Below are 18,993 nucleotides of genomic sequence, written 5' to 3'. Positions count from 1 at the left end.
ATCCGGGCAGCGGGCGCCGTTGCACCCCCCTTCCCGAGTTCCACCGCCGGAGTCCCCGAACCCCCCAGGAGTCGACGAACGCATGGCACAGACCACCTCGGTGGCCACGTCGGCCGAGCCCTCTGACGAGGGCCCCGACTTCGAGCCCCCGCCCGTCGCCCGCCGCTCGGGCCGCCTGACCGACCGGTGGATCGCCCGCCTGTCGGTGGCACCCGCCATGCTCTTCCTGGTCGGGCTGTTCCTGTTCCCGTTGCTGTGGGCCGTGGTGCTGTCGTTCTCGACGTACTCGGCCACCCGCAACCAGCCGATCGAGTGGGTCTGGTTCGGCAACTACGTCGACGTGCTGACCTCCGACCAGGTCTGGGAGCGCGCGATCACCACCCTGATCTTCGTGGTCGCGGCGGTCGGACTGCAGACCCTGGTCGGGTTCGGCATCGCCTGGCTGCTGTCACGCCAGCAGCGTGGCCGAGGTGCCCTGACCGTGCTCCTGCTGCTGCCGATGATGTTGTCGCCGGTCGTCGTCGGGGCCTTCTGGAAGCTGATGCTCGACTCGCAGTTCGGGGTCGTGAATCGCTTCCTCGAGGCGGTCGGGGTCGGCCAGGTGCTGTGGCTGACCCAGCCACGCCTCGCGTTGTTCTCCCTGGTCGTGGTCGACTCGTGGCAGTGGACGCCGTTCATCATGGTGATCGCGCTCGCGGGGCTGACCGCGGTGCCCGACTACCTGTTCGAGGCCGCCGAGATCGACCGGGCCTCGGAGTGGTTCAAGTTCCGCCACATCACCCTGCCACTCGTGTGGCCCCTGCTGTTGATCGCGATCATGTTCCGCGCGATCGACGCGTTCCGACTGTTCGACATCGTCTACGTGGTCACCGGCGGCGGGCCGGGATCGTCCACCGAGACGTTGTCCTACCACCTGTACAAGATCGCGTTCCAGAACTCCGACACCGCGGTCGCATCCGCCTACGGAATCCTCATGGTGATCGTCGTGACCATCGCGACCCAGTTCTACGTCAAGTACCTGACCCGGGTGCAGGCCAAGTGAGGCCGGCCCGCGCGCTCCGAGGTGGCCTGCTCCTGCTGGCCGTCGTCCTCATGCTGTTCCCGGCGGTGTGGATGCTCATCACGTCGCTCAAGGACATCCAGGACGTCTACGCCGCCACCGTCTTCGACTTCACGCCGACCCTGGACAACTACCGGGACGTGTTCGTCTCGACGTCGGCCGCCGGTGGTGCCTCCGACCTGGTCACCAACTTCTCCAACTCGGTGATCATCACCGCCCTGGCGACCCTGCTGGCGACCCTGATCGGCGTCCCCGCGGCATGGGGGTTCTCGCGCTTCGACCTCAAGGGCGCCAAGGACCAGCTGTTCTTCATCCTGTCGACCCGCTTCATGCCGCCCGTCGTGGTCGTCATCCCGCTGTTCGTGATGTACCGGTGGGCCGGGCTGTACGACACCCGGACCGGGCTGGTCCTGCTCTACACGGCCTTCAACCTGCCGTTCACCATCTGGATGATGAAGGGCTTCGTCGACGAGATCCCGGGCGAGTACGAGGACGCCCTCATGATGGACGGCTACTCGCGCCTGCAGGCCTTCCGCCAGGGGTCGCTGCCGCTGCTCGTGCCGGGCATCCTGGCCACGGCGGTGTTCAGCATGATCTTCACCTGGAACGAGTTCACGTTCGCGGTGTTCCTGACCGGCTCGACGGCACGTACCGTGCCCCCGGCGATCGCCGGGTTGCTCGGCGGCCAGTCGACACCGTGGGGCCTGGTGGCGGCCGCCGCCATGGTCTTCGCCCTGCCGGTGCTGGCCTTCGGGTTCCTGGTCCGCAAGCACCTCGTCGCCGGCATGACCTTCGGCGCCGTGCGCCGCTAGAGGAGATCCCGCATGGCAGGCATCCACATCGAGGGGCTGCGCAAGCAGTTCCCGGACGGCACGGTCGCCGTCGAGCATCTCGACCTCGAGATCGCCGACGGTGAGTTGTTCGTGCTGCTCGGCCCCTCCGGGTGCGGCAAGACCACGACGCTGCGCTGCATCGCCGGGCTGGAGCACCAGACCAGCGGCGACATCCGCATCGGCGACCAGCTGGTCAACGGCCGTCGCGCCGGCGAGAGGGACATCGCGATGGTGTTCCAGTTCTACGCGCTGTACCCCCACCTCTCGGCGCGCGACAACATCGCCTTCCCGCTCCGGGCCCAGAGCGTCGCCGCCAGCGAGGTGGAGCGCCGCGTGGCCGCGTCGGCCGAGATGCTCAAGATCACCGACCTGCTCGACCGCAAGCCCTCGCGTCTGTCCGGAGGTGAGCAGCAGCGCATCGCCCTGGCGCGGGCGCTGGTGCGGGCCCCGCAGGCCTTCCTGATGGACGAGCCACTGACCAACCTCGACGCCGAGCTGCGCATCGACATGCGCACCGAGATCAAGCACCTGCAGGCCGAGCTGGGCACCACGATGGTCTACGTCACCCACGACCAGGTCGAGGCGATGAGCCTGGGTGACCGGATCGGGATCGTCAACAACGGCCGGCTCGAGCAGGTCGGTGCACCACTGGACGTCTATCGCAACCCGGCCACGCTGTTCGCGGCCGGCTTCATCGGGACGCCCCCGATGAACCTGTTCGACGTCCGGGTCGACGGCCAGGCCCTGGTGGGTCCGGCCGGACTGCGCCTGCCCCGTCCCGCCGCCGCGACCGGCACAGGGCTGGTCGCCGGGGTGCGGGCCGAGTGGCTCGGACTGGTCGGCCCGGACGACGACGGCGCGCCGGGCCAGGTGGTCGCGACCGAGTCGCTGGGCGACGAGACGATCTACGTCGTGGACGTCGAGGGCGAGCTGCTGTCGGTGCGCGAACCCCCCACCGCACCGTGGCGTGACGGCGACGCGGTCACCGTGCACCACCATGCCCGCTTCGAGCCGCGGGTGTACGACAGCGAGAGTGGGCGGGCCCTGGGAACCGAGCCGCCCGAGGATCCGGCCGAGGCGTCGACGCCAGACGCCACCGACCGGTCCGTCAGCACCGACCCGGCGCACTCCGGCGCCGACGCGGGGACGCCATGAGTGCCATCGACCTCGACGCCGTGTCCAAGGCCTTCGGTGACACCCAGGCCGTCGACGACCTGTCACTGCACGTGGAGGACGGCGCGTTCTTCGTCCTGCTCGGGCCGTCGGGTGCCGGCAAGACCACGACCCTGCGGCTGATCGCCGGGCTCGAGACGCCCGACGAGGGGTCGGTCTCGTTCGACGGTCAGCCGGCCCAGGGCGCCGCGCCGTCCGCGCGCGACCTCGCGATGGTGTTCCAGAGCTACGCCCTGTACCCCAAGCAGACCGCGCGCGAGAACATCGCCTCGCCGCTGCGTGCCCGGCGGATCGACGCCGACACCGCGGACAGCCGGATCCGGGAAGTCGCCTCGCTGCTCCACATCGACCACCTGCTGGACCGCCAGCCCCAGCAGCTGTCCGGCGGCGAGCAGCAGCGGGTCGCCCTCGGCCGGGCCCTGGTGCGCGAGCCCAGGGCGTTCCTGATGGACGAGCCGCTGACCAACCTCGACGTGAAGCTGCGGGTCGAGATGCGCGCCGAGCTGACGCGCCTGCACCGCACGCTGGGCGCGACCTTCCTCTACGTGACCAACGACCAGGCCGAGGCCATGAGCATGGCCGACCAGGTCGCGGTCATCGACCACGGTCGCCTGCAGCAGGTCGGGACCCCGGCCGACATCTACGACCGACCGGCGAACCGCTTCGTGGCGACCTTCATCGGTGCCCAGAGGATGAACCTGGTCGACTGCACGCTGGAGGACGGGGTGCTGCGCGGCGAGACCGGATGGCAGGTGCCGGCACCGCCGACCGCGCCCGCCGGCTCCGGGCGCTTCCAGCTGGGCGTGCGGCCGGAGGACATGTCGCTGACCGCCGAGCACGGTGACGCCACCCTGGCCGGCACGGTCTACGCGGTCGAGCCGCTGGGTGACCGCTGCCTGGTCGACGTCCAGGTGGGCGACGACCTGGTGCGCGTGAAGGCGGCCCCGGACGCCGACCCGGCGCTGGACTCGGCCGTGCGACTGGCCGTCGACGTGGACCGCGTCCACCTGTTCGACCACGACTCCGGCCTGGCCGTCCGCGACCAGGAGCACGCCCCCGTCACCACCTGACCCCGCTCTGGGATCACGCTGGACGTTCCGAGCGGAGCGAGGAACTCCAACCTGGCCGGACGTCGTGTCCACCGCAGGTGTGCGGTTCTGACGGTCAGGCAGCCCCAACCGAGGAGGCGGCGTCGGGGAGGTCCCACGCCACGCCGGTGAGGTGCTCGGACAGCTCCCACAACCGCCGTCCGTCCGCGCGGTCGCGTGCGGCCGGGACGACGTCGACCTCGGTCGGGGTGCCGCGCTGCTCGAAGGCGCCGTCGGGGCCGTAGTAGTGGCCGGACGCGGCCGTCGGGGCCGTCCCGGCGAACAACTGGGGCAGCGCCCCCATGTCGGCGTTCTGTGCGAACAGCGCGTTACCGGCCCGCATGAGCGGAGTGGTCAACCGGGCACGAACGCCCCCACGCATCCTCGGACCGCGCTCCTGCAGGTCGGTCGCCGCGAACCCCGGGTGGGCGGCCAGCGACGCGATCGGGGAGCGGGCGGCCCGCAGCCGACGGTGCAGCTCGAGGGCGAACAGCTGGTTGGCCAGCTTGGACTGTGCGTAGGCCGGCCAGGACCAGTAGCGCCCGGACTCCCAGTTGGGATCGTCCCATCGGATCCGACCGATCCGGGCGGCGCCCGACGACACGGTCACGACCCGCGGGTCTGCCGCATCGGCCAGCAGGTCGACGACCAGGCCGGTCAGGGCGAAGTGGCCGAGGTGGTTGACGCCGAACTGCAACTCGAAGCCGTCGGCGGTCCGCTGCAGGGGCGTGTTCATGACGCCGGCGTTGTTGACGAGCAGGTCGAGACGTTCGAACCGGTCGTGGAGGTCGTCCGCGGCGGTCCGGACGGACGACAGGTCGGCGAGGTCGAGGTGGACGTGGTGGAGGTCGGCACGGCGGATCCCGGCGCGCACCTCGGCCATGACCGACGCGGTCTTGTCGGGGTCGCGGGTGGCCAGCACGACGGTGGCCCCGGCCCGGGCGAGTGCGACCACGGTGGAGCGGCCGAGTCCCGACGTGGCACCGGTGACGACGGCCGTCCGCCCACGCTGCGCCGGCATGTCGCCGGTCGTCCAGCCCATCTCGGCCTCCTCGGAAGTCACCCCTGCATGCCGCCTGCACGACGGTCGACCCGATCGCGACGTCCCCCACGGCGGCCGGACCGGCATGCTCGTACCGTACGGCCGGCCGCGACAGGGCGGGTGGTGGCGGCCCGGACGTTCGGATGGTGGACGCCGGCGGATCCGTGGCCCTGCGCGGCGGGCCACCAGGTCACCTGCGCGCCTGCGGCGCAGGCGGCTGGCGGTGCGGAATGGGCAGTCCGTACGGTCCGTTGAACCGAATGACTGACAGGGGCAGCGCCGCCCTCCCACTCGGCGTCGCCCCCGCGACGTGCCGCCATCGGCATCCCCCGTTCGGTGACCGGATGGGACAGGTGCCGCCACCGCCGTTTACGATGCACGTGGGTCCACCGATCGACCGGGTCTGCGAGGCAGGAGCATGGACATGTTCGAGCGTTTCACCGACCGCGCCCGACGGGTGGTCGTCCTCGCCCAGGAAGAGGCGCGGATGCTCAACCACAACTACATCGGGACCGAGCACATCCTGCTGGGCCTGATCCACGAGGGTGAGGGGGTCGCCGCGAAGGCGCTCGAGTCCCTCAACATCTCGCTCGAGGACGTGCGTGAGCAGGTCAGCGAGATCATCGGGAAGGGCCAGACCTCCCCGGCCGGCCACATCCCGTTCACCCCGCGTGCCAAGAAGGTGCTCGAGCTGTCCCTGCGCGAGGCGCTGCAGCTCGGCCACAACTACATCGGCACCGAGCACATCCTGCTCGGGCTGATCCGCGAGGGCGAGGGCGTCGCTGCCCAGGTCCTGCAGAAGCTCGGCGCCGACCTCAACCGCGTGCGCCAGCAGACGATCCAGCTGTTGTCCGGCGGGGCCAGCGAGGGTGGCGACAAGGCGGGTGCGGGTGTCGGTCCGTCGTCCGGGGCCTCCAAGGAGGGCTCGACCGTCCTCGACCAGTTCGGCCGCAACCTGACCCAGGCCGCGCGTGATGGTGAGCTGGACCCGTTGATCGGGCGCCACCGCGAGATCGAGCGGGTCATGCAGGTCCTCTCGCGTCGCACCAAGAACAACCCGGTGCTGATCGGCGAGCCCGGCGTCGGCAAGACCGCGATCGTCGAGGGGCTGGCCCAGTTCGTGGCCGCCGACGACGTCCCCGACACGTTGGCCGACAAGCACCTGTACACGCTCGACCTCGGTGCCCTCGTGGCCGGCAGCCGCTACCGCGGTGACTTCGAGGAGCGTCTCAAGAAGGTGCTCAAGGAGATCACCTCCCGAGGCGACATCATCCTGTTCATCGACGAGATCCACACGCTGGTCGGTGCCGGCGCCGCCGAGGGCGCGATCGACGCCGCGTCGATCCTCAAGCCCATGCTGGCCCGTGGCGAGCTGCAGACCATCGGGGCCACCACCCTCGACGAGTACCGCAAGCACCTCGAGAAGGACGCGGCCCTGGAGCGGCGCTTCCAGCCGGTCAAGGTCGAGGAACCCTCGATGGAGCACACCATCCAGATCCTCAAGGGCCTGCGTGACCGCTACGAGGCCCACCACCGCGTCACCATCACCGACGAGGCGCTGGTCGCCGCCGCCGAGTACGCCGATCGCTACATCTCCGACCGGTTCCTGCCCGACAAGGCGATCGACCTGATCGACGAGGCCGGTTCGCGTCTGCGCATCAAGAAGATGACCAAGTCCCCGGACCTGGTCGAGCTCGACGCCGAGATCGAGGCCGCACGCGTGGCCAAGGAGGAGGCGATCGACGACCAGGACTTCGAGAAGGCCGCCTCCCTGCGCGACGAGGAGAAGACGCTCACCGAGCGCAAGGCCATGCGCGAGTCCGAGTGGCGCTCCGAGGGCATGGACACCGTCCTGACCGTCGAGGAGGAGACCATCGCCGAGGTGCTCTCGGTGTGGACTGGCATCCCGGTGGTCAAGCTGACCCAGGAGGAGACCGAGAAGCTGCGCAACATGGAGGACGAGCTCCACAAGCGCGTGATCGGCCAGGAGCAGGCGATCGAGGCGGTCTCCAAGGCGATCCGGCGCACCCGCGCCGGCCTGAAGGACCCCAAGCGCCCGGGTGGCTCGTTCATCTTCCTCGGCCCGTCCGGGGTCGGCAAGACCGAGACCGCCAAGACGCTGGCCGAGTTCCTGTTCGGCGAGGAGGACTCGCTGATCCACCTCGACATGTCCGAGTACATGGAGAAGCACACGGTCAGCCGCCTGATCGGCTCGCCGCCCGGCTACGTCGGCTACGACGAGGGCGGCCAGCTGACCGAGGCCGTGCGACGCAAGCCGTTCTCGGTCGTGCTGTTCGACGAGGTCGAGAAGGCCCACCCGGACGTGTTCAACACGTTGCTGCAGATCCTCGAGGACGGTCGCCTGACCGATGCCCAGGGTCGCACGGTGGACTTCAAGAACACCATCCTGATCATGACCTCGAACCTCGGCACCAAGAACCTCACGTCGCCGTCCGTGGGCTTCGCGGCCAACAACGACGACTCGATGTTCGAGAAGATGAAGCGCCAGGTCGACGACGAGCTGAAGAAGCACTTCCGGCCCGAGTTCATCAACCGCATCGACGAGGTCATCACCTTCCACCCGCTGTCGCGGGCCGAGGTCAAGTCGATCGTCGACCTGATGATCCGCCGGGTCAAGACCCAGCTCGCCGCCAAGGGGCTGGACCTGGAGCTGACCGACAACCTGAAGGGGTGGCTGGCCGACAAGGGCTTCGACCCGCAGCTGGGTGCCCGGCCCCTGCGTCGCACGATCCAGCGCGAGCTGGAGGACAAGCTGTCCGAGCAGATCCTGTTCGGCGACTTCACGCCGGGCGAGCTGATCGTGGCCGACGTCGACCCCGACACCGACAGCGTGACCTTCCGCTCGGTGGAGGCCGTCGAGGCGCCCGACGTCCCCCCGGTCGAGCTGGCCGGCGGTGGCGGCGACGACTCGGACAGTGGCGAGGAAGCCGTCTAGCAGTTCCTGACCACCACACCACGACCCCGGCCCCCATGGCCGGGGTCGTCGCGTGCCTGGTCGGTCGATGGGGTCGCCGTTGTCGAAGTGGCGATACACCTTGGGGAAACGACGCGAAGGAGTGACCGATGGCACGCATCGCCGTGGTGGGGGATGGCCCCGCCGGACTGAGCGCCGCCCTGTTCCTGGCCAAGAACGGCCACGACACGACCGTGTACGGCGACGACGACTCCCTGGTGGAGTTCGCCGAGCTGCACAACTACCTCGGCCGACCGGACGCCGACGGCACGGCGTTCATGGACACGGCCCGCCAGCAGGCCACGGACGCCGGCGCCACGCTGGTGTCGTCGACGGTGGTCGCCGTGGACGAGGACGACGAGGGCTTCGCCGTCACCCCCGACGAGGACGCCGCGCCGGTCCAGGTGGACTACGTCGTCATCGCCGGTGGCAAGGAGAGCCAGTCGCTGGCCGCCCGTGCCGGTGCCGAGGTCGCCGACGGGGCGGTCGTGGTGGACGGCGACGCGCAGACCACGGTCGACGGGCTCTACGCCGCCGGCCACCTGGTCCGCCCCGAGCGCAGCCAGGCGATCATCTCCGCGGGGTGGGGTGCCGCCGCCGCGATCGACATCATCTCGCGCGAGGCGGGCCGCGACGTCCACGACTGGGACAGCCCATCGGACTGAGCGGGGCGAGTTGGCACGACCGGGGAGCCGAGACTAAGGTTAGGCCAACCTAACTTACCCACGCCAGCCCCGGAGTCTCCACGATGTCGTCCACGCGCCACCTGACCCTGCTCGTCGGAGTCCTCGCGACCACCCTGGTCCTCGCCGGCTGTGGAGGTGAGGCCGAGGTCACCTCGCTCGGATCCGAAGGTTCGGTCTCCGGGTCGGGGTCGGGCAGTGGGTCCGGCTCGGGTTCGGGCAGCGGATCCGGCTCGGCGGTGGCCGCCGCCGAGCAGGAGTGCGCACCGGTGGGCGAGGACCTCGAGGGCGAGGCCGACGAGACCGTCGAGGTCTCCCTGGCCGACTACGCCTTCGACCCGTCCGACCTCGAGGTCGAGGCCGGGATCGTGACCTTCGCCACGAGCAACGACGGGGGCGAGGCCCACGAGTTCGCCGTGCTCCCGGGTGGCGGCGACGTGCCGCTGACCGACGACGGCGCGCCCGACGAGGACGCCCTGGCCGCGGCTGGTGCCTTCGAACTGGAGGCCTACGGCCCTGGCCGGACGTGCAACGCGACCTGGGAGCTCGAGGAGGGCGACTACACGCTGTTCTGCATCGTCGAGGCCGCCGACGGCGAGACCCACGCCGCCAAGGGGATGCTCGGCACGCTCACCGTGGACTGAGCCGCGGCTCGCCCGCCATGCGGTGGGCGGACACCAGCGACCCTCGCGGCAGCACCGGGGCCGGTCGGGCGTTGCACGATTACGCTCGACCCAGGCACCGGCGACCGGGAGTGGTGATGTCCGAGGGACTCATCGATTCACAGGAGATGTACCTGCGGACCGTCCTCGAACTGGAGGAGGAGGGCATCCCGGCCCTGCGCGCCCGACTCGTCGAGCGGCTGGGGCTGAGCGCCCCGAGCGTCTCCGAGGGGGTGCGCCGGATGATCGACGAGGGCCAACTGACCATGGAGGACGATCGCACCGTCGGGCTGACCGACGAGGGACGCGACCTCGCCATGCGGGTCATGCGCAAGCACCGACTGGCGGAGCGCCTGCTGGTCGACGTCCTGGGCGTCGAGCACGAGCACGTCCACGAGGAGGCGTGTCGCTGGGAGCACGTGATCTCGGATCGGGTCGAGGCCCGGTTGGTCGAGTTCCTCGGCAACCCGACGACCTCGCCGTACGGCAATCCCATCCCGGGTGGGCCGGCCGACGACTACACGGTCCTCCCGTTGTCGAAGTCGGACGCGCCGCGAGTCCGACTCGAGCGGATCTCCGAGCGCATCCAGTCCGAGCACGGCCTGATGGCGGCGCTGGCCGACGCGATGATCGCCCCGGGCACCGAGGTCGACGTGCGGCGCGACGCCGAGGTGGTGCTGGTGGGCCCGGAGGGCGAGGTGGAGATCTTCGACGAGTCCGCCCCCTTCCTCTACGTGACCGAGATCGGGTAGCGGGGTGGTGGCGTTCGTCGACGCCGTCCTCGCCCTGTCGGAGGACCTGCGGGACTTCCCGTGGCGCCGGACCCGTGACGGGTGGGCCGTGCTGGTCAGCGAGACGATGCTCCAGCAGACCCAGACCACCCGGGTCGTGCCCCGCTTCCACCAGTTCCTCGCACGGTTCCCGACGCCGGCCGACTGTGCCGACGCCTCGGTCGGTGAGGTCATCGCCCTGTGGCAGGGCCTGGGCTACAACCGCCGGGCCGTCAACCTGCACCGTGCCGCCACCGCGATCGTGGCCGACCACGACGGCGAGGTCCCCGACGACCTCGACGACCTGCTGGCGCTGCCGGGCGTCGGGCCGTACACGGCCCGGGCGGTGGCGGTCTTCGCCCACGAGCAGCACCACGGGGTCGTGGACACCAACGTCGCACGCGTGCTCGCGCGCGCCGTGGCCGGGCGCTCGCTCGGGGCACGCGAGGTCCAGGCGCTGGCCGACGACCTGGTGCCCGACGGCCGGTCGTGGGCCTACAACCAGGCGGTCATGGAGCACGGTGCGACGACCTGCACGAAGCGGTCGCCCGACTGCGGCTCCTGCCGGGTCGCGGTGACGTGCGCCTGGCGGGAACGGGGCGGACCGGACCCGGTGACCGGGACGGCCTTCACCACCACGCCACAGTCGACCTTCGAGGGCTCGGACCGCCAGGGGCGTGGCCGGCTGGTCGCTGCGCTCGCCTCCGGCCCCGTGGCACGCGAGGCGGTCGCGGACGTGGTCGACTGGGACGATCCCGACCGCGTGGCGGCCATGCTGGCCGGTGTCGTGGCGGACGGCCTGGCCGTGGTCGACGACGACCTGGTCCGCCTGCCCGGCTGATCCCTGCCGGGTCGTCTCGGGGTCGTCTCGGGGTGGCAGGCGGGAGATCCCGTGGGCCGTCCCCGGGACGCGATCGCTACCGTCCGCCCGGACGGTGATCGACCCCGCCACCCCGCTCGACCACCCGCACCGACTCGCCACCGACCCGACGAGTGTCGCCATGTCGCAGACCGAGATCGCCCAACCGGACCCCGAGACCGCCGGGTACGCCGCGCGCGCCTACGACCTCACCAAGGTCTACGGCACGGGCGACAGCGCGGTGACGGCCGTCGACGACGTGACGATCGGGCTCGAGCGTGGCGTGTTCACCGCCATCATGGGACCGTCCGGGTCGGGCAAGTCCACCCTGATGCACTGCATCGCGGGCCTCGACACCCCGACCACCGGTCGCGTGTTCATCGGCGACGTCGAGATCACCGGGCTGGCGGACAAGGCCCTCACGCGGCTGCGTCGTGACCGGCTGGGGTTCGTCTTCCAGGCGTTCAACCTCGTCCCCGTGCTGACCGCCCGGGAGAACCTGGTCCTGCCGGCCCGGCTGGCCGGGACCGAGCCGGACCAGGCCTGGGTCGACGAGCTGGTCGACGTCCTGGGCATGGGGGACCGGCTCGACCACCGACCGACCGAGCTGTCGGGTGGACAGCAGCAGCGGGTCGCCGTCGGGCGAGCACTGATGACCCGGCCCGACCTCGTCCTGGCCGACGAGCCGACCGGCAACCTGGACTCGGCCTCGTCCGAGTCGATCATGGGCTTCCTGTCCGACGCGGTCAGTCGCCTCGGACAGTCGGTGGCGATGGTCACCCACGATCCGTGGGCCGCCTCGTACGCGTCCCGGGTGGTCTTCCTGCGCGACGGTGCGGTCGTCGGCGAGCTGGCCGACCCGACCACCGAGACGGTCCTGGACCGGATGAAGCAGCTGGGGGCGGGCTGATGACGCTGGCCACGATCGCCTGGCGGACCGTCCGGGCCAACCCGGCGCGGTTCCTGGGGACCCTGCTCGCAGTGGTCGTCGCGACCACCTTCCTGTCCTCGGCGCTGGTCCTGCGGGACTCGTTGGCCAACGCCCTGACCAGCAACGCCGTCGCGGCGCTGGGGGACGTGGACGTCGCGGTCGAGCCCGCCGTGGACCCCGACGACCCATCCGCCGAGTTCGGACTCGAGGCGAGCTCGGGGCTGGACCTCGGGATCGTCGACGAGATCGCGGCCGTGGACGGGATCAGCTCGGCCATCGGCGAGTCGTCGTCCAGTGTCGAGCTGTCGGTGCCAGACGTGGACGATCCGATCGGGGGCACGGCCTGGGTGGTCGTCGATGACCCCCTCACCCCGTGGGACCTCGAGTCGGGACGCCTGCCGACCGCGGCGGGCGAGATCGCCTTGGACGTCGACACGGCTGCCGCCGTCGGCATCGACGTGGGCGACGCCACCACCGTGACGTCGCGCACCGGCCCGGCCGAGGTGACGGTGGTCGGCCTGTCCACGTTCGGCCAGCAGTCCGCCCGCGGCGAGGCCGACGTGCTGGTCTCCCGGGCTGACGGCCAGCGCTTCACCGGGCTCGAGGACCGGGGTTGGTCGACCGTGCTGGGCGGCATCGAGGAAGGGGCGGACCCGGCCGTGGTCCGCAGCGCGGTCGCCGACGTCGCCGGACCGGAGGCACAGGTGCTGTCGGGCGACGACCTGCGCGATCGCGAGGCCGGTGCCGCCGCCGGGATCGCCGACGCCCTGGGCATCGGACTGCAGGCGTTCGCCTACCTGGCGCTGGTGGTCGGGGCACTGATCATCTTCAACACCTTCACCACGATCGTCGCCCAGCGCACCCGCGAGTTCGCCCTGCTGCGGGCACTGGGCACCTCGTCGCGGCAGGTCCGACGCGCCGTGCGGGTCGAGGCGCTCGTGGTGTCCCTGGTCGCATCGCTGGCCGGGGCCCTCCTGGGCGTGGTGCTGGTCGGCCTGGCGATCCTGCTGATCCCGGCGCTGGCAGGGTTGGCCACGCTGACGGTGCGACCCCTGGCGATGCTGCAGGTCGTCCTGTCCGGCGTCGTGGTGACCGTGGTCAGCGCGTTCATCCCCGCCTGGCGGGCGTCGCGCACCCGGCCGGTCGAGGCGATGCGCGACGCCGACCCCACCATCAAGCCGATCTCGCTGGGACGCTCGATCACCGGTGTGGCGCTGCTGGCGCTGGGCGTGGTCGCCCTGGTCGCGGGCTCGATCGGCTCGATCGCCCTGCTGCTGGGCGGTGGTGCCACGCTGCTGCTCGTCGGCGTCATCGTGGGCGGCCCGACCGTCGTGTCGTGGGTGGCCCGACGCCTGCGCGGCCCGCTGGGACGCCTGTCGGCGGCCGACGAGATCGCCGTGGCCGAGGTCGACCGCAACGCCCGTCGCACGGCGGCCACGGCCAACGCCCTGGTCATCGGCGTGTTCCTGGTCGTGTTCGTCACCGCGGCCGGTGGCGCGATCCGCGACTTCGCCATCGGCCAGCTCGAGCAGCTGTCGGGCGCCGACGTGTCGGTCAGCTCGGGCAGCGAGCAGGGCCTGCCACCGGAGTTCCTCGCCGACCTCCGGGCGGTCGACGGCGTCGACGAGGTCGCCGAGGTCAACACGATCGTGGGCAGCCTCGAGCTCGAGATGGGCGGACCCCAGTTCGGGGGTGGCGGCCTGCCGGTCGCCGCCGCCGACGTGTCGCAGCTGACCGACGTGCTGGGCCTCGAGGTCACCCAGGGCGAGGTCGACCCGGACGGGATGGTGCTGGCCGGCGAGATCGCGACGGCGGCCGGGGTGGGGATCGGCGACGAGGTGGCGGTGGTGCTGGTCGACGGGACCCCGCTGGACGTCGAGGTCACCGCCCTGTCGGGCTTCAGCTTCGAGATCCCGCCGGCCGTGCTGTCACGCACGGTCGTGGAGGACACCATCGGCCCACAGCCGGTCCTGTCCGCCTCGGTCCGCTACGACGACGGCGCCAACATCGAGACCGCCCGGACCGGCGTCGAGGCCGTGGCCGACGACTATGCCGGGGTCGACGTCATCGACGCCAACCAGATCGTCTCGGTGGTCCGGACCTTCTTCAACTTCCTGCTGTCCGCGGTCGGCGCGCTGCTGGGCGTCGCCGTGGTGATCGCCCTGTTCGGGATCCTCAACACGCTGGTGCTGGCGATCGCCGAGCGGACCCGCGAGCTGGGGCTGATGCGTTCGGTCGGCATGACGCGGTCCCAGCTGCGCCGCATGATCCGCACCGAGGCGTTGCTGACATCGATCGTGGGGACCGTGACGGGTGCGGTCCTGGGGGTCGGCGTGGCGTTCGCGGTCGCACGCGTCGTGCTCGAGGGCGCGTTCACGTGGCCGTGGTGGCAACTGGGCGTGACCCTGGTCCTCGGGGTCGTGGTCGGCGTGCTCGCGTCGGTCTACCCCGCACGCCGCGCCGCCCGGCTGGACCCGCTCGAGGCGATCCGCACCGGCTAGGGCCGGCCTGCCGACGGGCGGTCGCGCGATGTACCGTGGCCGGCCGGTCACGACCGCCTCGCCGGGGAGCCTGCATGCCCGCCACGCCCGTCACCACGACGTTGGACAACGGCCTGCGGGTCGTCGTCGCACCGGATCACCTGGTCCCGGCCGTGGCGGTCGAGCTCTGGTACGACGTGGGGTCGCGCCACGAGGAGTCCGGGCGGACCGGCTTCGCCCACCTGTTCGAGCACCTGATGTTCCAGGGCTCGCGCAACGTCGACGCCACCGGCCACTTCGCCGCCATCCAGTCCGTCGGCGGCACCCTCAACGGGACCACGTCGTTCGACCGCACCAACTACTACGAGACCGTGCCGACCCGGGCCTTCGACCTGGCCCTGTGGCTGGAGGCCGACCGCATGGGCACGCTGCTCGACGCCCTCGACCAGGCCAACCTCGACAACCAGCGCGACGTCGTCAAGAACGAGCGTCGCCAGCGCTACGACAACCAGCCCTACGGGACCGCCTGGGAGGAACTGTTCGTGATCCTCTTCCCGGAGGGCCATCCCTACCACCACCTGCCGATCGGGTCGATGGCCGACCTCGACGCCGCCGACCTGGACGACGTCCACCGGTTCTTCCTGGCGCACTACTCGCCCCACAACGCGGTGCTGTCCATCGCGGGCGACGTCGCCGTGGACGCGGCGACCGAGGCGGCCGGCCGCTGGTTCGGCGGGATCACCGGCAACCCCCGGCCACCCGCGGCCCCGGACGGTGCGATCGGCCCGCGCGACGGCACCGAGGTCCGCCACAGCGACGAGGCCGTGCCCGCGGCGACCCGGTACGTGACCTGGCGCGTCCCGCCCGACGGTGACCCGGTCCACGACGCCGTCGTCGTGGCGTTCGAGGTGCTGACCGGCGGCGGGGCCAGTCGACTGGTTCGCCGCGCCGTCCGCGAGGAGGAACTGGCCGAGACCGTGTCGGGTGGCACGTTCGAGATGGTGGGTGGGGTCGACGTCGCCACGGTCGTGGCACGCGCGCGCTCGGGCAGCGACCTCGACGACCTGGCCGCCGTGATGGAGGAGGAGGTGGCGCTCCTGGCAGAGGACGAACCGACCGAGGACGAGCTGGTCCGCGCGGTCGAGCGGCTCCGCCGCGACCGGCTGGACACCCGGGCGACCCTGCTGGGTCGGGCCGACGACCACGCCCGTGGGGTCGCCCTGTTCGGTGACGCCACCTGGGGGGACCGGGCCGACGACCGGCTGGCCGCGGTCACGCCTGCCGCGGTCCGCGACGCCGCCGCGACCTGGCTGCGGCCCGACGCCCGCGCCATCCTCGACTACAGGAACGTCGCATGAGCCCCCAGCCCCCCCGTGTCGACCGCCCCGACGTCACGACGGCTCCCCGCCCGGACGTCTCGCCGCCGCAACCGTGGGCCCTGCCCCCGATCCAGACCCAGGCCGCCCCGTCCGGCCCGACCGTCCACCTGCTGGACCTGCCCGGTCGCGAGCTGGTCGCGGTCGCCGTGCTGGTCGACGCCCCGGTCACGGCCGAGGAACTGGCGAAGGCCGGCGTCGGCACGATCGCTGCCCGTGCACTCGACGAGGGCACCGAGAACCACGACGGGGACAGCTTCGCCGCGGCGCTGGACCGCATCGGCGCCGACTGGTCCCCCCGGGTCTCCTTCGGGGGCACCCGCGTGACCGTGACGGTGCCGACCGAGCACCTCGAAGCCGGCCTGGACCTGCTCCGGGAGGCGCTGCTGACCCCGACCTTCCCGGCACGCGACGTCGCCCGCCTGGTCGGCCAGCGTCGCGACCGTCTCGCCCAGGAACTGGCGACGCCGGCCGGCAAGGCCAACCTGGCGCTGCGGCGGGCCGCCGTGGCGCCCGACCACCGCGCCTCGCTGCCCGGTGCCGGTGACGACGCGACGATGGCCGCGCTCACCCGTGACGACGTCGTGGCCCACCACCGCGATGTGGTCGTGGGGGCGCCCGTCGACGTGGTCGTGGCGGGCGACCTGTCCGGCGTGGACGTCGTCGCGCTGGTCGAGCGTCACCTGGGCGAACTGGGGCCGGCCACCCTGCCCCCGACCCGGCCCGACCCGTTGCGGCTGCAGTCCGGTCCCCGCATCGTGGTGGTCGACCAGCCCGGCGCGGTCCAGACCGAGCTGCGGGTCGTTCGGGCCGGCCCCGACACCCACGCGGACGACCGCGCACCCACCCGGTTGCTGGCCCACGTGCTGGGTGGCCCGCTGACCTCCCGCCTGGACGGGGTCCTGCGCGAGGAGCGGGGCTTCACCTACGGGGTGCGATCCAGCCTGCAGACGTTCCGCCGTGGCGGGCTGTTCGTCCTGGCGAGTGGCTCGTTCGACACGCCGACGACCGCCGAGTCCCTGCGGATCATCCGCGACGTCGCCAGCACGCTGGGTGCGCAGGGACCGACCGACGCCGAGGTCGCCGGGGCGGCCGACTACCTCGCCGGGGTGATCCCCCTGTCCCTGGAGACACCCCAGGCGCTGGCCGCCACGGTGGCTGGGAACCTCGGCGACGACCTGCCACCCGGGCACACCACCGAGCACCTCGCACGGTTGCGCAGCGCCACCCCCGACGAGGTCCGAGCCGCTGCCCACGACCACCTCCTGACCGACGACGTGGTCGTGGTCGCGGTCGGCGACGCCGCCGCCATCGCCGACGACCTGGCGGCCCTGGACTGGGGCGAGGTCGACCTGCAGCCGGCCACGTAGGTCGTGGCCCGCCGCGGACCCGGCTTCGTCTGCACCGCGTGCGGCCGACCGGCCACCACGTGGGTGGGCCGATGCGCGGGCTGCGGCGCGTGGGGCACCGTCGAGGAGGCCGGCACGGGTTCCGACCCGTCCGACGACGACACCGATGGCCCCGGCGATGCTCCCGACGGCACCACCACGTCGTCGGGGGCCGGGCCGCTCGGGCCGCTGGACGGCCTGTCGCTGCGTCCGTGGCAGGTCGATGCCTTCGCGGCATGGGCGACGGCCGGGTGCCGCGGCGTGGTGGAGGCCATCACCGGTGCGGGCAAGACCCGGTTGGCGATGGCGGCCGTCCGGGTGGTCGTCGACCGTGGTGGCGTGGCCCTCGTGCTGGTCCCGACGCTCGAGCTGCTCGCGCAGTGGGTGGACGAGTTGCGCGCCCACGCGCCGACCGCACGGGTCGGCCGCCTGGGCGGGGGCAACGCGGACGACTTCGGCGCCCACGACGTCCTGGTGGCGACGCCGGCGTCGGCGTCGGACGTCCCGGTCGTGCCGGCCGAGGGCCAACTGGGTCTGTTGGTCGCCGACGAGGCACACCGCTACGGCGCACCGACCTGGTCGCGGGCGCTCCGGGACGACTATGCCATGCGACTGGCCCTGACCGCAACCTACGAGCGCGCCGACGATGGCGTGGTGGACGTGCTCGGCCCGTACTTCGGCCCCGTCGTGTCCGACTACGGCTACGCCCGGGCCGCCGCCGACGGCGTGATCGCGCCCTTCGCCATCGCCCTGGTGGGCACCCGGCTGGACGACCACGAGCAGGCCACGTGGGACACCGCCGACCGTGCGGCGCGCCGCGCCCGGCGGGTGCTGCTGTCCGAGCACGGCCTCCCACGCCACCCCCGGGACACCCTGCGCGCGGCGGTGGAGGTGATGGGCGAGGCCGACAGCGGGGCCCGTCGGCGGGACGACCCGGTGGTGGCGGTCGCGCGCGACTGGCTGGTCCAGTTGCGCGCCCGGCGCGACGCGGCCGCCCAGGCGGCCGGCAAGCTCACGGTGGCGGCCGCGGTCGCACCGACCCTCCACGAACGCAAGACCCTGGTGTTCTGCGACACGGTCGACCAGGCCGAGCAGGTCGCGACGGTGATGCGGGCCGCCGGGCCGCTGGCCGAGACCATCCACGGTGGCCTGTCGTCGGAACGGCGGCGCATCCGGATGGCCCAGTTCCGCAACGGCAACCTGCCGGTCGTGGTCGCCCCCCGGGTCCTGGACGAGGGCGTGGACGTCCCCGACGCCGACGTCGCCATCGTGCTGGCCGCGTTCCGGTCCCGTCGCCAGATGGTCCAGCGGCTCGGTCGGGTCCTGCGGCGGACGCCCGACGACCGCGTGGCGAGGCTGCTGATCGTCCATGCCGTGGGCACCCACGAGGACCCCTCGAAGGGCGCCCACGAGGAGTTCCTGGACGAGGTCCTGCCGGTGGCGGTGCGGGTCGACGAGGTCGATGCAGACGAACCCGGGGCGGTCGAGTCCTGGATGGCACTGCCACTGGACGCGTCGTCCCCCTGACCGGCGGGGCAGGCGGCCGGGGACGGCACCGACGGCGCGGTTATGCTGGCCGCACGCCATGCCGGGGGCGGCCGGGCGACAACGCGTGGGTTGCATTCCGGACCATCCGGTCCGCGACCACGGGTGTCGCCGGACCCCGGCCAGCCG

The 18,993-nt window shown here is 72.0% G+C and carries 15 protein-coding genes; 14 read left to right on the top strand and 1 reads right to left on the bottom strand.

All coding sequences use genetic code 11. From position 1 onward, the window contains the following. Positions 1-82: 82 nt before the first annotated feature. The 4 genes from KR546_RS00495 to KR546_RS00480 are packed head-to-tail and all read left to right on the top strand — an operon-like array spanning position 83 to position 4,136. Positions 83-1,042 carry a carbohydrate ABC transporter permease gene (locus KR546_RS00495; RefSeq protein WP_238442736.1) on the top strand — a complete coding sequence of 320 codons (960 nt, stop codon included), beginning with the start codon at positions 83-85 and terminating at the stop codon, positions 1,040-1,042. Next, on the top strand, positions 1,039-1,872 hold the full coding sequence (locus KR546_RS00490) for a carbohydrate ABC transporter permease (RefSeq protein ID WP_238442735.1): 834 nt from the start codon (positions 1,039-1,041) through the stop codon (positions 1,870-1,872). The genes KR546_RS00495 and KR546_RS00490 overlap by 4 nt, the downstream gene beginning before the upstream one ends. Positions 1,873-1,884: 12 nt before the next feature. Then, entirely contained in the window at positions 1,885-3,048 is a 1,164-nt protein-coding gene (locus KR546_RS00485) for an ABC transporter ATP-binding protein (RefSeq protein ID WP_238442734.1), read from the top strand. Then, positions 3,045-4,136 carry an ABC transporter ATP-binding protein gene (locus KR546_RS00480; RefSeq protein WP_238442733.1) on the top strand — a complete coding sequence of 364 codons (1,092 nt, stop codon included), beginning with the start codon at positions 3,045-3,047 and terminating at the stop codon, positions 4,134-4,136. The genes KR546_RS00485 and KR546_RS00480 overlap by 4 nt, the downstream gene beginning before the upstream one ends. A gap of 94 nt (positions 4,137-4,230) precedes the next feature. Here the strand turns inward: KR546_RS00480 and KR546_RS00475 are convergent, their stop codons facing one another. Next, complete coding sequence (locus KR546_RS00475; RefSeq protein WP_238442732.1) at positions 4,231-5,196, bottom strand: oxidoreductase; 966 nt, start codon at positions 5,194-5,196, stop codon at positions 4,231-4,233. A gap of 424 nt (positions 5,197-5,620) precedes the next feature. Between KR546_RS00475 and KR546_RS00470 the strand changes: the two genes are divergently transcribed. From KR546_RS00470 to KR546_RS19500, 10 genes are all read left to right on the top strand, one after another. Further along, the gene (locus KR546_RS00470) at positions 5,621-8,152 is read left to right on the top strand and encodes an ATP-dependent Clp protease ATP-binding subunit (protein WP_238442731.1); all 2,532 of its coding nucleotides are present in this window, start codon (positions 5,621-5,623) and stop codon (positions 8,150-8,152) included. A 128-nt stretch (positions 8,153-8,280) separates the two neighbouring features. Then, positions 8,281-8,835, top strand: coding sequence for an FAD-dependent oxidoreductase (locus KR546_RS00465; protein ID WP_238442730.1), 555 nt, complete (start codon positions 8,281-8,283; stop codon positions 8,833-8,835). Positions 8,836-8,918: 83 nt separating this feature from the next. Next, a complete protein-coding gene (locus KR546_RS00460) occupies positions 8,919-9,497 on the top strand; it encodes a cupredoxin domain-containing protein (protein ID WP_238442729.1) in 579 nt (192 codons plus the stop codon). Positions 9,498-9,613: 116 nt separating this feature from the next. Next, complete coding sequence (locus KR546_RS00455) at positions 9,614-10,267, top strand: metal-dependent transcriptional regulator (protein WP_238442728.1); 654 nt, start codon at positions 9,614-9,616, stop codon at positions 10,265-10,267. Positions 10,268-10,274: 7 nt separating this feature from the next. Further along, positions 10,275-11,126, top strand: coding sequence for an HhH-GPD family protein (locus KR546_RS00450; protein WP_238442727.1), 852 nt, complete (start codon positions 10,275-10,277; stop codon positions 11,124-11,126). 160 nt (positions 11,127-11,286) lie between these two features. Further along, positions 11,287-12,054: an ABC transporter ATP-binding protein gene (locus tag KR546_RS00445; protein ID WP_238442726.1), complete on the top strand. Its 768-nt coding sequence runs from the start codon at positions 11,287-11,289 to the stop codon at positions 12,052-12,054. Continuing rightward, on the top strand, positions 12,054-14,576 hold the full coding sequence (locus KR546_RS00440) for an ABC transporter permease (protein ID WP_238442725.1): 2,523 nt from the start codon (positions 12,054-12,056) through the stop codon (positions 14,574-14,576). Before KR546_RS00445 ends, KR546_RS00440 begins: the two co-directional genes overlap by 1 nt. Positions 14,577-14,650: 74 nt before the next feature. After that, entirely contained in the window at positions 14,651-15,913 is a 1,263-nt protein-coding gene (locus tag KR546_RS00435) for a M16 family metallopeptidase (RefSeq protein WP_238442724.1), read from the top strand. Then, positions 15,910-17,301, top strand: a complete 1,392-nt coding sequence (locus tag KR546_RS00430) for a M16 family metallopeptidase (RefSeq protein ID WP_238442723.1) — start codon at positions 15,910-15,912, stop codon at positions 17,299-17,301. Before KR546_RS00435 ends, KR546_RS00430 begins: the two co-directional genes overlap by 4 nt. A gap of 3 nt (positions 17,302-17,304) precedes the next feature. After that, the gene (locus KR546_RS19500; RefSeq protein WP_338019055.1) at positions 17,305-18,846 is read left to right on the top strand and encodes a DEAD/DEAH box helicase; all 1,542 of its coding nucleotides are present in this window, start codon (positions 17,305-17,307) and stop codon (positions 18,844-18,846) included. The last annotated feature ends 147 nt before the right edge of the window (positions 18,847-18,993 follow it).

The organism is Salsipaludibacter albus, from assembly GCF_019798055.1.
In the GTDB taxonomy this organism is placed as follows: domain Bacteria; phylum Actinomycetota; class Nitriliruptoria; order Nitriliruptorales; family Nitriliruptoraceae; genus Salsipaludibacter; species Salsipaludibacter albus.
Note: the sequence above shows the minus strand (reverse complement) of the source record. Positions and strands in the feature narration are given on the sequence as shown.

What these genes read in the sequence shown, in the direction of transcription:
- KR546_RS00485 (WP_238442734.1), top strand. Translation starts at nt 1,885, where the DNA reads ATGGCAGGCATCCACATCGAGGGGCTGCGCAAGCAGTTCCCGGACGGC.
- KR546_RS00480 (WP_238442733.1), top strand. Translation starts at nt 3,045, where the DNA reads ATGAGTGCCATCGACCTCGACGCCGTGTCCAAGGCCTTCGGTGACACC.
- KR546_RS00475 (WP_238442732.1), bottom strand. Translation starts at nt 5,196, where the DNA reads ATGGGCTGGACGACCGGCGACATGCCGGCGCAGCGTGGGCGGACGGCC.
- KR546_RS00440 (WP_238442725.1), top strand. Translation starts at nt 12,054, where the DNA reads ATGACGCTGGCCACGATCGCCTGGCGGACCGTCCGGGCCAACCCGGCG.
- KR546_RS00495 (WP_238442736.1), top strand. Translation starts at nt 83, where the DNA reads ATGGCACAGACCACCTCGGTGGCCACGTCGGCCGAGCCCTCTGACGAG.
- KR546_RS00460 (WP_238442729.1), top strand. Translation starts at nt 8,919, where the DNA reads ATGTCGTCCACGCGCCACCTGACCCTGCTCGTCGGAGTCCTCGCGACC.
- KR546_RS00470 (WP_238442731.1), top strand. Translation starts at nt 5,621, where the DNA reads ATGTTCGAGCGTTTCACCGACCGCGCCCGACGGGTGGTCGTCCTCGCC.
- KR546_RS00435 (WP_238442724.1), top strand. Translation starts at nt 14,651, where the DNA reads ATGCCCGCCACGCCCGTCACCACGACGTTGGACAACGGCCTGCGGGTC.
- KR546_RS00465 (WP_238442730.1), top strand. Translation starts at nt 8,281, where the DNA reads ATGGCACGCATCGCCGTGGTGGGGGATGGCCCCGCCGGACTGAGCGCC.
- KR546_RS00455 (WP_238442728.1), top strand. Translation starts at nt 9,614, where the DNA reads ATGTCCGAGGGACTCATCGATTCACAGGAGATGTACCTGCGGACCGTC.
- KR546_RS00430 (WP_238442723.1), top strand. Translation starts at nt 15,910, where the DNA reads ATGAGCCCCCAGCCCCCCCGTGTCGACCGCCCCGACGTCACGACGGCT.
- KR546_RS00445 (WP_238442726.1), top strand. Translation starts at nt 11,287, where the DNA reads ATGTCGCAGACCGAGATCGCCCAACCGGACCCCGAGACCGCCGGGTAC.